Source organism: Chitinophagales bacterium (assembly GCA_013816805.1).
Classification (GTDB): Bacteria; Bacteroidota; Bacteroidia; order Chitinophagales; family UBA10324; genus MGR-bin340.
Genome location: JACDDS010000007.1, coordinates 18,087 through 32,140 on the forward strand (window position 1 = coordinate 18,087; position 14,054 = coordinate 32,140).

9 protein-coding genes and 1 pseudogene are annotated in these 14,054 nt (G+C 39.2%); 5 read left to right on the forward strand and 5 right to left on the reverse strand.

The window, feature by feature from the left end:
- Positions 1–38: 38 nt before the first annotated feature.
- Both H0W62_07290 and H0W62_07295 read right to left on the reverse strand, forming a co-directional pair.
- Entirely contained in the window at positions 39–656 is a 618-nt protein-coding gene (locus tag H0W62_07290) for a rhomboid family intramembrane serine protease (protein MBA3648339.1), read from the reverse strand.
- 56 nt (positions 657–712) lie between these two features.
- Positions 713–1,174 carry a 23S rRNA (pseudouridine(1915)-N(3))-methyltransferase RlmH gene (locus H0W62_07295; GenBank protein MBA3648340.1) on the reverse strand — a complete coding sequence of 154 codons (462 nt, stop codon included), beginning with the start codon at positions 1,172–1,174 and terminating at the stop codon, positions 713–715.
- Between the two features lie 76 nt (positions 1,175–1,250).
- Between H0W62_07295 and H0W62_07300 the strand changes: the two genes are divergently transcribed.
- Together H0W62_07300 and floA are read left to right on the forward strand one after the other, a co-directional pair.
- Entirely contained in the window at positions 1,251–1,718 is a 468-nt protein-coding gene (locus H0W62_07300; protein ID MBA3648341.1) for a hypothetical protein, read from the forward strand.
- A 3-nt stretch (positions 1,719–1,721) separates the two neighbouring features.
- The gene (gene floA, locus H0W62_07305; GenBank protein ID MBA3648342.1) at positions 1,722–2,696 is read left to right on the forward strand and encodes a flotillin-like protein FloA; all 975 of its coding nucleotides are present in this window, start codon (positions 1,722–1,724) and stop codon (positions 2,694–2,696) included.
- Positions 2,697–2,959: 263 nt separating this feature from the next.
- Here floA and secDF read toward each other — a convergent pair whose 3' ends face one another.
- Positions 2,960–6,112 carry a protein translocase subunit SecDF gene (secDF, locus tag H0W62_07310; GenBank protein MBA3648343.1) on the reverse strand — a complete coding sequence of 1,051 codons (3,153 nt, stop codon included), beginning with the start codon at positions 6,110–6,112 and terminating at the stop codon, positions 2,960–2,962.
- Positions 6,113–6,300: 188 nt separating this feature from the next.
- Here secDF and H0W62_07315 point away from each other — a divergent pair.
- Positions 6,301–6,705: pseudogene (locus H0W62_07315) on the forward strand (DUF3052 domain-containing protein).
- A gap of 95 nt (positions 6,706–6,800) precedes the next feature.
- Here H0W62_07315 and H0W62_07320 read toward each other — a convergent pair.
- Complete coding sequence (locus H0W62_07320) at positions 6,801–8,828, reverse strand: carboxy terminal-processing peptidase (protein ID MBA3648344.1); 2,028 nt, start codon at positions 8,826–8,828, stop codon at positions 6,801–6,803.
- A gap of 182 nt (positions 8,829–9,010) precedes the next feature.
- On the reverse strand, positions 9,011–9,943 hold the full coding sequence (locus H0W62_07325; protein ID MBA3648345.1) for an NAD-dependent epimerase/dehydratase family protein: 933 nt from the start codon (positions 9,941–9,943) through the stop codon (positions 9,011–9,013).
- Between the two features lie 178 nt (positions 9,944–10,121).
- Between H0W62_07325 and H0W62_07330 the strand changes: the two genes are divergently transcribed.
- The gene (locus H0W62_07330) at positions 10,122–12,659 is read left to right on the forward strand and encodes a YfhO family protein (protein ID MBA3648346.1); all 2,538 of its coding nucleotides are present in this window, start codon (positions 10,122–10,124) and stop codon (positions 12,657–12,659) included.
- A 76-nt stretch (positions 12,660–12,735) separates the two neighbouring features.
- Entirely contained in the window at positions 12,736–14,046 is a 1,311-nt protein-coding gene (locus H0W62_07335; protein MBA3648347.1) for a glycosyltransferase family 4 protein, read from the forward strand.
- The last annotated feature ends 8 nt before the right edge of the window (positions 14,047–14,054 follow it).

The following is a 14,054-nucleotide window of genomic DNA, read 5'->3' on the forward strand; positions in this document are numbered from 1 at the left end:
TTCCTGGGATGCAAAATGATTCTGTAAACTAAATAATGTTAGAAACTTACGTGCAGCAATTTGCCAATAAACTCCGAGCCAAAAGCAGGCCTGAGTAATAAAGTAAAGATGATACCGCATAGAGCTCCATAAAAATGCGCATCATGGTTAATATTATCTATACCTCCTTTTCTTGCCATGTACCAGGAGTAAATCAAATATAAAACGCCCATCACAATTCCGGGCATTGGAAAAAAATAAAAGTAGACAGTTGCTAAGGGATTAATCAGAATGGAGGTAAATAAAACCGCAGAAACAGCTCCTGAGGCTCCAAGACTTGCATACCAGGAATCATTCCGGTGCTTGATGTAGGTCGGTAAATCTGCAGTAACCATACTTCCGAGGTAAAGAATTATAAAATAATAAGTAGCATGACTTCCAAAGTAATAATTATAGTAGCTCACTACTGCCTGCCCGAAAGAATAAAATACGAGCATATTGAAAAGTAGATGGGTCCAGTTGGCATGAATAAATCCGGAGGTTATAAAACGATACCATTGATTATAATTCTTTATCGCGTAGGGTCGCATTAGCAATCGGTTCATAAGGTCGGCAGAATTAAAAGCCGCGAATGAAGCCGCCGCATTTACCAATATGATCAGGATAACGATGCCCATATTATAAACAGGAAATAATATTAAAAATCATAACTAATATCATTAAAGTTTCTGCACTAATGGTGATATTTTTCATTTTTAAGAATGGTAAAGGTTCGATATAACTGTTCTGCAAAAATTATTTTTACGAGCATGTGAGGTAGTGTAAATTTTGAGAGAGAAATTTTTTCATTGCTCCGGTTGCTTAGTTTTTCGTCAAATCCATATGTGCCTCCTATTATGAAAACTAAAGATTTAAGACCACTGTTGATTTTTCCTTCCATCCAGGCTGCGAACTGATACGATGTAAATTCTCTCCCTTTCTCATCCAGCAATACCAAAAAATCATCGGAAGATAATTTTTTAATGATTAATTCCGCATCAGATCTTTTTTGGTCAAGAATGTCTTTAGCCTTCAGAGGTTTAATATTTATAAATTCAAATTCACTATAATGCTGTAACCTTTTCATATAACTTGAAAATATAGCATCTAAATTTGAATCGCGCAGTTTGGAAACAGCAAGTAACTTAATTTTCACGGGACAAATATAGAATACAAGGTCGGTGCTTAGTTATCATCTCTTTCTCCAGTATCTTTGCTAAAATTTCCATTTGATGAGCTGGTGGGAGGTAATTTTAATATTGTTAGCTGGTTGGATACTTGTTTTTCTGGAAGTATTTTTTATTCCCGGTATTACCATTTTTGCAGCCATCGGCGCAATGTCAATGGTTACAGGAGTAGTTCTGGCTTACGGTACTTTCGGAATTGTGTCCGGAACAATTACATTGATTTCAACTGCTTTATTTACTGTTCTTTCTATTATGTTCGGATTTAAATCAGGTCTTTTTAATGTGATTACTCTTAAAACTATTCAGCATGGAAAAATGAATTTAATAGATACAGAGAAAATTAAGGTGGGCGACATTGGAATTGCCCTTTCTAAAATCGGAACCATAGGGAAAGCATTGTTTAATGATACTACCTATGAGGTGGAATCTATGGGTGAATATATCGATGAAAAGACACCTATCGAAGTAATAAAGATTTCAATGAATAAAATCTTCATAAAAATGAAATTGTAGTCCATGGATCAAACTATTTTCCTGGCTGTAGTGGCAGCAGTTGTTATCATCGCTATTTTCCTGTTCTTATATATTGTACCGCTGAACCTATGGATAACTGCATGGGTTGCAGGTGCACCTATAGGAATCGGACAGCTGGTTGCTATGCGCATTCGTAAAGTGCCGCCTTCACTGGTAGTAAATGCGCTTATCAACTCAACCAAAGCTGGCCTTAAGGTTTCATCTAATGAAATTGAAACGCATTATCTCGCTGGCGGAAATGTGAACCAGGTTATACGTGCAATGATCTCTGCTGATAAAGCAAATATTCCGCTTAACTGGAAAATGGCTACTGCCATTAACCTGGCCGGCAGAGAGGTTTTTGAAGCCGTACAAATGTCCGTTAATCCTAAAGTTATCGACACTCCCCCTGTAACCGCAGTAGCAAAAAATGGCATCCAGCTTATTACTAAAGCCAGAGTTACGGTGAGGACTAACATTAATAAATTGGTAGGTGGTGCTGGTGAAGAAACAGTGCTTGCCCGGGTAGGAGAGGGCATTGTAAGTTGTATTGGCTCTTCGGCCTCACATAAAGATGTTTTGGAAAATCCTGATTTAATTTCCAAAGTAGTTTTGGCGAAAGGATTAGACGCCGGAACAGCTTTTGAAATATTGTCAATTGACATTGCAGATATTGATGTGGGCAAAAATATTGGCGCTCAGCTGCAAATGGATCAGGCAAATGCCGATAAGAATATTGCACAGGCAAAAGCCGAGGAGCGTAGAGCAATGGCCGTTGCTCAAGAGCAGGAAATGAAGGCACGGGCACAGGAAATGCGTGCCAAAGTAATTGAAGCAGAAGCAATGATACCACAGGCAATGGCTGAATCATTCAGAAGCGGCCATCTTGGAATTATGGATTACTATAAAATGCAAAATATACAAGCGGATACAAAAATGAGGGAATCAATCGGGGGGCCTCAGGACAAAAGAGAATGACGCCGCTTATTACAAATAAAGCCACATCATGTTTTTTTTCATGGTAAGTACTGTTATCACCTAATAATATAAAGCTTTCCCGAAAGGATATTCCTGTGTGATATATTTAACGATATACATTTCTTCAGTTAAAAGTGTATTTCATTCTGTATTAACTTTTAACAGTAATTATCCATTTTCCCCAGCCGTGGATAATTTATTAAAATTTAGAAGGCTGCCCATTGAGACAGCCTTTTAAATATATAGATTTTTTTAAAATAATATTACTTCACAGGAACGGGCCGCTTTGACTGAGGTGTTTCTGCCTTTAATACTTTCTTCCTGGTAAGATCTACCACAATTGGCGTAGCTACAAAAATGGAAGAGTAGGTCCCAAATGAAATACCAAGCAAGAGTGCAAAAGAGAATCCCCGTATAACGTCACCTCCAAAAATAAACAGGATGAGCAGTACCAGCAACACGGTAGAGGAGGTGATAACTGTTCGGTTCAGCGTCATATTGATGGCGTCATTTATTGTCTTCTTAGTATCCATCAGCGGATGCTCACGTAAAAATTCGCGGATACGGTCAAAAACAATTACGGTATCTGCTACTGAGTAACCCATTACAGTAAGGCATGCCGCAACAAATGACTCATCGACTTCTAAAGAAAAAGGCACAATGCCATGTAACAACGAATAGGCACCCATCACCATTAATACGTCATGCGCAAGGGAGATAATTGCACCAAGCGCGAACTGCCATTTACGGAACCGGAGCAGGATGTAGAGAAATATCCCAATTAAAGAAAACAAGATTGCCTTATACGCGCTGTGAAGTATATCCGCAGAAATGCTCGGACCCACTACCTGTGAGCTCAATTGATTCTTCTTTAAAAAAGTATCATAATCTTCATTCCCTACAAATTTTTGTAACCCCGAAAATAGTTTCGCATTTACAATGCTATCAGCTCTCGAAGTGGTTTCGTTTACATTATATCCGGTAGTTATTTTTACCTTATTGTTAGCTCCATACGTTTTTACTTCAGGCGCTACTCCTCCAAATGCATTGGTAAGTTCCGCTTTAACACTTTCTGTTGTTACATCCTGATCGAATTGTACGATATAGGATCTGCCTCCACTGAAGTCAACACCATAATCGAACCCTTTAGTAAAAATGGAGATTAAACCGATTACAGCAAGTGTACCGGAAATGATGTACGCATATTTTCTTTTATTTACGAACTGAATATTAAGGTTGGTAAGGTTAAACCTGCTTACGGGAGTGGAGAACTTTATATTCATACCACGTTTTAGCATCCAGTCAAAAATCAGATGCGCCAGGAACACAGCTGTGAACAGGGTCATAATTACACCGATATTCAAAGTAGTGGCATAGCCTAATACAGGGCCTAAGCCAAAGTAAGCAAGTATTAAACCGGTGATGAGAGTAGTTAAATGCGTATCGAAAACAGCGGAGTAAGATTTGGTGTGACCGTCAGATACCGCTTTAGCGAGGTTTTTCCCTTTAGCTAATTCTTCCTTTATACGCTCGTGAATCAGAACATTCGCATCCACTGCCATACCCATAGTAAGAACAATACCTGCAATACCGGGCAGCGTAAGCGTGGCGCCTAAGGATGCAAGTACCCCTACAATAAAAAAGAGGTTGAAGAAAAGAGCTATATCAGAAATAATCCCGGAGGAGCCATAATAAAGCACCATAAATACAAGGATTGCAATAAAGGCAATAACAATAGAGCGAATACCAGCCTGAATAGATTCTTGTCCCAGTGATGGACCTACCACATCTTCTGCAATAATGCTGGCAGGAGCCGGCAGCTTTCCTGTCTGTAAGATATTAGCTAAGTCCTTTGCTTCATCTACACTAAATCCTCCCGTAATCGAAGACCTTCCGTTAGGAATCTCACCATTAACTTTCGGAGCAGAATAGACGTAATCATCAAGTACTATTGCAATGTATTTATTGATGTTTTTACTGGTCATTATCTTCCAGGTTTTTGCGCCCTGGTTATTCATAGACATGGAAACTTCCTGGTTGCCATTAAGATCCACATCCTGCCTTGCACTGGTTACCTGATCTCCTTCGAGGGGAGCCTTATCAGTCCCAACAGGTTTCTTAATTGCATACAGTTCATAGACATTATTCTTAGCATCATAGGGCTTGGCACTCCACAAAAATTTAACGTCGCGGGGAAAATTTGCGCGAATAAAATCCATCTGCAGATATTCATTAACCCTGGCAGTATCCCTGCCGAGGCATTTTCCGACCATGGGACTTGGAGCCCATTTAACCTGGTTATCTGCAGGATCCTGATATAAGTTCGGAGATAAAATTGTAAAAAGAGGATTATCCTTTGCACCTCGTTGTGCATCGGCCGCAGCCGTGGCGCTGGTATCTTTATTTGTTAATGAACCGGTATCCTTAATAGCGGATGCATTTAATTCAGAAGATTTATCACTATCGGAAACTGACTGTAAAGGGTTATTGGATGCATTCAATCCACCGTTCACCAGCGGGTTGTCAGATGAATCTTTTTTTGCCGTAGTATCTGAAAGAGAGAGATGGTTTTTAAGAGCAGTATTCGCTGCCTCCAGATATGGATGAAAATCCTGGTTATCATAAGTCTCCCAGAATTCAAGAATAGCACTTGCCTGCAGTAATTTTCGCACCCTTTTCGGATTATCAACCCCCGGTAATTCTACGATAATGCGGCCTGTAGTGGGTTGTGCAGTAATGTTTGGCTGTGTTACGCCAAACTTATCGATGCGCGAACGGAGAATATTAAACGTACGGTCAAATGATCCTGATTCTTCGGTCTTAATAAATTTCAAGACCTCCTCATTGGTTGAATTAAATTTAATTTTATCTTGGTTCGACCTGGTAGAAAAAACTGAAGCCAGCTTTCCGTTTGGAGCTACTTCATTCCAGGCCTGGCCAAATAAAGTCACAAAGTCTGCTTCCGGCTGTGCACGCAGTTTAACTTTTGTCAGTTCAAGTGCTTTTATAAAAGTTGGATCAGTGCTGTTATCTGCAAGCCCTTTAATAAGATCTGCAATAGAAACCTGCAGCACGACATTCATTCCACCTTGCAAGTCGAGGCCAAGATTTAATTGCTGATCTTTACAGTCCTGATAGGTATATTTTGCAATACCAATATTATAAATGGTTTGGTTTGAAATGGAGTCAAGGTAAACCTGACGCTTCTTTCTGATCTGCAGTAATAAAGAATCTTTCACTACTGCATTATTAGCAGGCAGAGCAGACCCAATAGATTTACCATTTAGTACACTGTTTTCTGCAAAATTCTGAGCTTTCTTTTCAGCATTGCTTGTTACAAAGTTGAAGGATAACTGGTATAGACAAATCAGGATCAACGCTATTGAAAAAAACGTGATCAATCCTTTTCCTCGCATAATTATGAGTGGTTTAAAATTTTTGAAGAGGGCAAATATAGAATTAATCTACGAGTTGGGGAAAGGAATTGACCATGAATATCAAAGATCCTATAGAGTTAATACCGGAATAAAAAAACGGAAAAGATCAATAAGATACAAGAACAATCATATTTGATATAAATAGCCTTATCTCATAAATAGTAATAATGGCCGGCTACTCAAAAACACCTCTGGTAAAAAAGTTAGGGATTAAAGAAGATTATAAAATTGCTCTAATAAATCATCCTGAAAACTATTTTTACCTGTTAGGTAGTTTGCCCGAAGGAATAAAGGTGGCCGGCAATACAGAATACAATTTGAACCTGATTCATTATTTTACAAATAACCTGAAAGAATTAGAAGTATGCTGCCTTCTCTTTTACCACGGATTATGCCCTGATGGAATAATCTGGATTTCCTGATACAGGAAATCATCAGGAATCATTTCGGATGTTACTGAAAACTACATTCGGGAATTGGAGCTGTCAATGGGATTAGTTGACGTGAAAGTATGTGCTGTAGATGAAAAATGGTCAGGATTGAAGCTGGTTAAAAGGAAAGGCCTGAGATGATAATTTTATTGAAATTTACAATTCAGGTGGTTTCCATAACTATTCATAAGATTCTCGTGCTCTGGATTCTTATGGATAGAATTGAAATTAAATTGTTATTCCTGTTTCATATTCAATACAACCTGGGTAGCTTCATTTAAATAAACATCTTTCTTTAGGTTCTTTATAAATTGTGTATTGCTGGCTGCTGTAACTGAATCTGCATTTACCCTTGAAAGGTCCACGTCCAGATTCATAACTTTCAGCAGTTCACTATCGGCGTTGATCGCGTCGTATTTTTTTTGTTTCAGGTCAAGTTCCGCTTGTTGCTGGGTGAATTTTTTATAATTCAGTGAATAACTGGTATGCTCGCTTTGTTCCTTGAAATCATCTGCTTCTTCTTTAATTAATTGAAACGAAGGATTAGCAGCAAGACGTTTCTCACTTTGAGATTTCAGAATCTCAAGACTATATGTGGCATTCCATGGCTCATACCTGGCAGGTGTAACCTCGTCCCACTTTATAGCATATTTATCTTCCTTTTCACCATTGGGAATTTCAGCATACGGATCAGGAAGAATAATATCAGGAACCACTCCTTTCAGCTGTGTAGCCCCTCCATTAATACGGTAAAATTTCTGAATGGTAATTTTTAAAGTGCCGAGTTCGGGCAAACTGTTCTGCTGGCGTGAAACAAGATTATCAAGGTCGAAAAGATTTTGCACCGTTCCTTTTCCGTATGTGTTGTCACTTCCTATTATTACTGCGCGATGGTAATCCTGAAGAGCCGCTGCGACAATTTCAGACGCAGAAGCGCTATTCTCATTTACCATAACCGTTAAAGGCCCGCTATAGACTACAGCGGGATCAGTATCGGACATCACATTCGGTTTTCCTTCACGCTGGCGTACCTGAACAATAGGGCCACTGCTGATAAAGAGGCCTCCAATCTTTACCGCTTCAACCAGGGCACCCCCTCCATTGTCACGCAGGTCAAGAATAATTCCTGATACATCTGCAGCTATTAATTTTTGCAATTCTTTTTTAACATCATCCGAACTGCTTCTGCCGCCTTTTCTATCAACAGGTGCATAAAACTCAGGTAGCTTGATGTAACCAATTTTTTGGGATGCAGAATTTATAATTACGGATTGAGCATAGGTAGCAGCAATCACTACAATATCTCTGATAATGGGAATTGTAAGCTGGTTTCCGTCTGGTTTTTTAACCGTGAGCCGTACTTCTGTTCCTTTTTTACCGCGTATGAGCTGAATGGCTTTATCCAAACGCATTCCCTCCACACTAACAGGCTCCGCATTGCCCTGGCCAACTTTTAGTATTACATCATTGGCTTTTAACTGACCCTGACGCCAGGACGCGCTTCCGGGAACGATGCTTGTTATCTTAATTTCACCATCCCGCTGCTGAAGCTGAGCTCCAATACCTTCTAACTGACCTGAAATCTGGATATCAAAATTTTGTTTTTGAATCGGGGGAAAATACTCTGTATGCGGATCTTCAATATTTGCTATACAGTTAAGATATACCGCCATAAAGTCGTTATCTTCTAATTCATGCACCCTGCTGAAAAATTCTTCATTGTTTTTTTTGACCATAGCCCTCGATGCTTCTTCCAGCAGATCGAATGATTTTGCTTTTACAGTATCAGATTTTTCCATCGCCTTTTGCTGCGATACCAATTTATCGTTCAATTGCTGAAGCACTTGCAGCTTCATATATTTTCTCCATTCATCTTTTAATTTATTAGAATCGGGGGCAAAAGAAAGCTTATCACTATTCGTCTCAATGCTTTCATCATCACTGAAGGTAAAAGGTGATTCAATGGACAGCTTGCTGTAACGATATGCCATATCAATACGATTTCTATAGAGATTCATTACAGCGTCAAAAAATTCATACGAACTGTCATTTAGTTCATCATCAATAGAAGTCTTGTATTTACTTAACTGATCAATATCTTTTTGGGTGAAGATTTTTTTATTGTAATCAATCCTCTTAATAAACTCATAAAAGATTTTCCCGGAAAATGCATCATTAACCGGTTGGGGGGCATAATGAACCGCATTAAATCCATTCATGATAAGGCTGATCAGCTGGCGGTTATCCGCTGCCGGTTTTTCCATTCCGGCATATGAAAAATACAAAATACAAAGTGAGAAAGCGATGACAGAAAATACAACTGCTGTCCGCTTAAAGTTTACTGAAAGTTTTGACATTGAATATAGTTAACAGAGCAAAAATACATCATGCTGAATAACTCAGAATTGGCAAAAACAGTTCGGTTTTTACAGGGTTTGTCAGAAGCTTATTGAATATTGAGAAGCATATCCTGAGTCATTTCATTCAGATCAAATTGTGGTTTCCAGTTCCAGTCTTTTCTGGCTTCAGTGTCATCTATGCTTTCAGGCCAGCCGGCTGCAATATTTTGCCGGAAGTCAGGGGCATATTCAATGTTGAAATCGGGCATGTAATTAAGAATAGACAATGCCTGTTCTTTTGGAGTGAATGAAATAGATGCAATATTATAGGACGAGCGTAACCTGATTTTTTCGATTGGTGATTCCATAATTTCAATGGTGCCACGAATAGCATCTGGCATGTACATCATTGGCAGGCGCGTATCTTCTGACAGGAAACAAGTAAAAGTTTTATTTTTTTTTGCTTCAAAATATATATCAATGGCATAATCCGTGGTCCCTCCGCCTCCGGCAGTTTTATAGCTGATAAGCCCCGGATAGCGAACGCTGCGTACATCCAGTTTTTTCTTCTGAAAATAATAATCACACCATCTTTCCCCTGCCTGCTTGCTGATACCATAAATAGTATTGGGTTCCATTACGCACCATTGGGGCGTGTTAATTTTTGGAGACGTAGGGCCGAATACAGCTATTGTGCTGGGCCAGAATAATTTCTTTATGGCGTTATCAATACAGGCATCCAGGACCTGCCTTAAGCCTTTCATATTTACACGCCAGGCAAATTCAGGATTTTTTTCTCCCGTGGCTGAAAGTATAGCCGCAAGATGATAGATCTGACTCACTTTATTTTTTTTAATCAATTCATATAAAGCTGATTTACTCAACACATCCAGCCGTTCAAACGGGCCTGACTCTTTTAACTCTACGGATGGCTCTTTAAGGTCTGCAGCAATTACATTAGAATAAATTTTTCTCAGGGCAAGTGTTAATTCTGATCCTATTTGACCACATGCACCTATCACCAATATTGTATCATTCATACTTTAAAGTAAAGGTGACAAATGTAACTAAGTCGTACAAAACCAAAAGCCAGCTAATCGTCTATTTAATCTTGTCAGATGGAATACCATAACACAGTATGAAAGCCATTGATTGTTTCGATAAAAATCTTGGCCTCATCAATTTTTTTATTTTTACCGCCTCTTACTATAACCATTCATGAAAGAGAAAGCCGGCATAAAGCAAAAAGTACCGATATCCTCGGAGAGAAAAACGATTTCGCCTGATATTAAGATCGCTGTTTTTAATAAGATTCTGCCGCATGCTGCGGCAGTAATCCTCTTCGCTATTATCACGTGCTTGTATTTTTCACCTATGATCTTTGACAATAAAGTCCTTTTTCAGAGTGATATAGTTCAGGGCAAAGGAATGGCAAAGGAGCTATCAGATTACCGTGCACAGATGGGTAAAGAAGCTTTATGGACGAATTCCATGTTTGGCGGGATGCCGGCTTACCAGATTACCGTGTTTTACAAAGGAAATCTTCTGCAATACCTTGATGATTTGCTATACATGGGTTTCCCTCATCCCGCCCGGTTATTTTTTCTTGCCTTTCTGTGTTTTTACTTCTTAATGATTTCTGTGGGCATAACACCATGGTTATCGATAGCCGGAGCTATTGGTTATACACTCTCCTCGTATGATTTAATTATTATAGCAGCCGGCCACAATACAAAAATGCATGCAATTGCTTTGCTGCCGCTAGCTGTTGCGGGAATCATTATGCTGCGAAATGGCAGATATGTTTGGGGTGGCATTATTACAGCCGTAGCCTTATCACTGCAGATTTATGCAAACCACCTTCAAATTACCTACTATCTTATGCTTCTCATGATTGTTTACGGGATCGTAGAGCTGATCTATGCAATCAGGGAAAAAGATTTTAAGAGGTTATTAATTTCTGCAGGTGTTGCTGCAATAGCAGCCACATTTGCAGTGCTCACCAATTTATCCATGTTATGGTCTACAAAGGATTATGTGCCTTCCACCATTCGTGGCCCATCCGAACTTTCTTCAAATAAGCAATCCACCGGCGGGCTGGATAAAGATTATGCATATCAGTGGAGCTATGGTAAAATGGAAACTTTTACATTGCTTATTCCAAACTTTTTTGGTGGCGTCTCAGGATCGGAAGCTTCAGCAAACTCTCAATGGAGCAAGCTTATAAATTCGGCAAACCTGCCGCCGGATCAAAGAGATTCCTATTTGAAACACGAACCGCTTTATTGGGGAGATCAACCATTTACAGGGGGACCAGTTTATGTGGGAGCAATTTTTTGTCTTCTGTTTATACTGGGTCTGTTTCTTATCAGAGACCGGTGGAGATGGTGGTTGCTCACTGTATCAGTTCTTGCTATTATGCTTTCGTGGGGACGAAATATGATGTGGTTTTCTGATTTATTTTTCTACTATTTCCCTGGCTACAATAAATTCAGAGTAGTTGCAATGATTTTAGTGCTGGTGCAGTTTACATTCCCTTTCATGGGAATTATGGTACTATGGAAAATTATTCGCGGAGATTTTACCAGGCAGGAGGTAATTCAAAAATTGAAATGGAGCTTTTATATTGTTGGTGGACTGTGTTTATTTTTTGCTTTGTTCGGAACCTCCTTTTTCAGCTTTACCGGCAATAGTGATGTCAGGTACCAGAGCCAGCAGGAAGTTATAAACGCTCTTATATCCGATCGGAAGGATGCGCTGCGGACTGATGCTTTCAGATCGTTTGTATTTGTCTTATTGTCTGCATCAGTTATCTGGTTGTATGTAAATGACCGTATTAAGAAGAATATCTTTATGGGCGGAATTACACTGCTTATTTTTATTGACCTTTTTACAGTAGGGAAAAGGTATTTGACTGCCGATAATTTCACAAATCAAAACCAGTATAATGAAGAATTTCAGCCCACTGCAGTAGATCAGTTTATACTGAAAGAAAGCTCAAAAGACTACAGAGTATTAAATCTCGCTTCTGACACCTGGAATGATTCGCACACTTCTTATTTTCATAAAAGTGTAGGAGGATATCATGCTGCCAAGCTCCGGCGCTATCAGGAAATTATAGAGCATCAGCTTGATCGTAAGGATTTGGCTGCGAAGAAAAACCTGGGACCTAACATTTCTGTTCTGAATATGCTGAATGCAAAATATATTATTGTTCCATCTAAAGATCAGGGTGAACAGGTTCAACCTAATCCGGGGGCCCTCGATAATGCCTGGTTTGCAGACAGCATTAAAATAGTACAGGATGCTGATGAGGAAATGAGTGCTTTAAATGATTTTAATCCTGCGACTACCGCAATTATTGATAAACGGTATTCTTCCCAGTTAAGCGGTTATAATCCTGTCGATGATTTAACCTCCTCCATAGTTTTAGAAAAGTACGAGCCCAATGATTTAATCTATAAATCCACTTCTTCAAAGGATCGTGTTGCTGTATTCTCCGAAATTTATTATCAGCCGGGATGGAATGCATATCTGGATGGAAAAAAGACAGATCATTTCCGGTGTAACTACATTTTGCGGGGAATGCGCATTCCAGGCGGAAGCCATACTATAGAATTTAAGTTTGAGCCTGCCTCTTATTATGTCGGGGAAAAAGTTGCCTATGCAAGTTCAGTTTTAGTTCTTTTACTTCTTACTGGAGCGGGATTGCGGGAATTTTTAAAATACAGAACCCGAAATAGGAATCAAACCTAAGACTCTTTTTCGGGCTTATTTCCACTATTGAATGGCATTCCTTTTTATTATCTGCGTATTCAACCTTTCTTAATTAATGAGAAAAGTATTAATCATCACCTATTACTGGCCTCCTAGTGGCGGCGCGGGAGTGCAGCGGTGGTTGAAATTTGTAAAATACCTGCCTTCATTCGGATGGCAGCCTGTTGTTTATACAGTTGCGAATGGTGAATACCCGGTAATCGATGCTTCACTTGAAAATGAAATCCCAAAAGATGTAGAAGTAATAAAGAAAAAAATTTGGGAACCCTATGCTCTTTACAAATTTATTTACAGGAAAGAAAAGGAAGACCGGATTACTCCAAATACTGGTTTGTCTTCAGGTAAAAGTTCAAAGTCACAGCTGGCAGCGGCGTGGATCAGGGGAAATTTATTAATACCTGATCCACGTAAGTTCTGGATCAGGCCCTCAGTGAAGTTTTTAACAGACTATTTAAAAAAAAATCCGGTTGATGCCATAATTACCAGCTCTCCTCCACATAGCTTACAATTGATCGGACTAACCTTGAAAAAAAAAACCGGGTTGCCCTGGATTGTTGATTTCAGGGACCCGTGGAGCTCGTATTATTTTCTCCTAAACCTGCAACTTAATAAAAGGGTGATGGATAAACATCGCGCTCTGGAAAAAAAAGTGTTGGATACGGCGGACCGTGTTATAGTAGTTTCTCCTTCCATGAAAGAAAATATGGAGAAAATTGTACCTGGAAAAATTTCGGTTATCACCAATGGATATGATGAAGAAGATTTCTTGGGAATAGCAGAGGAAAGGACTGGTAATAAATTTTCAATGGTATATACCGGAACATTTCTTCCTACTCAAAATCCAAATATTTTATGGGAGGCTTTAGCCGAGCTGACAACTGAATTCCCCAAATTAAAAGATGACCTGGAGATAAAGCTGGTGGGCATTATTGATCCACTCATTCTTTCAGACATCACAAAACACCAGCTGGATCGATTTCTTGTATTACAAAATTATGTACCGCATAATGAAGTAATCAAGATTCAGAAAGCAGCATCCGTATTATTGCTCTCTGTAAATAATACACCAACTGCCAGAGAAATTATTACAGGCAAGCTCTTTGAATACCTCGGTTCCGGACGACCTATTTTATGCTTTGCCCCTAAGGATGGTGATGCAGGAAAAATAGTTCTCGATGCCAAAGCCGGTGTAGTAAATGATTACTATAACAAGGAAGCCCTGAAACAACAATTGGTTCATCTGTATGCTAAATACCGTGCTGGAACTTTATCAATTCAAAGTTCTGGTATAGAAAAATATTCCAGGAGAAAACTAACAGAAGAATTAAGTATTCTGCTCCGGGAAACAACAACCTCAGGAAATTAACGTGGTGT

Bases quoted from the DNA above. Each gene is read 5' to 3' on its own strand.
- H0W62_07320 (MBA3648344.1), bottom strand. From the start codon at position 8,828: ATGGAAAAACCGGCAGCGGATAACCGCCAGCTGATCAGCCTTATCATG.
- H0W62_07290 (MBA3648339.1), bottom strand. From the start codon at position 656: ATGGGCATCGTTATCCTGATCATATTGGTAAATGCGGCGGCTTCATTC.
- H0W62_07300 (MBA3648341.1), top strand. From the start codon at position 1,251: ATGAGCTGGTGGGAGGTAATTTTAATATTGTTAGCTGGTTGGATACTT.
- H0W62_07335 (MBA3648347.1), top strand. From the start codon at position 12,736: ATGAGAAAAGTATTAATCATCACCTATTACTGGCCTCCTAGTGGCGGC.
- secDF (MBA3648343.1), bottom strand. From the start codon at position 6,112: ATGCGAGGAAAAGGATTGATCACGTTTTTTTCAATAGCGTTGATCCTG.
- floA (MBA3648342.1), top strand. From the start codon at position 1,722: ATGGATCAAACTATTTTCCTGGCTGTAGTGGCAGCAGTTGTTATCATC.
- H0W62_07325 (MBA3648345.1), bottom strand. From the start codon at position 9,943: ATGAATGATACAATATTGGTGATAGGTGCATGTGGTCAAATAGGATCA.
- H0W62_07330 (MBA3648346.1), top strand. From the start codon at position 10,122: ATGAAAGAGAAAGCCGGCATAAAGCAAAAAGTACCGATATCCTCGGAG.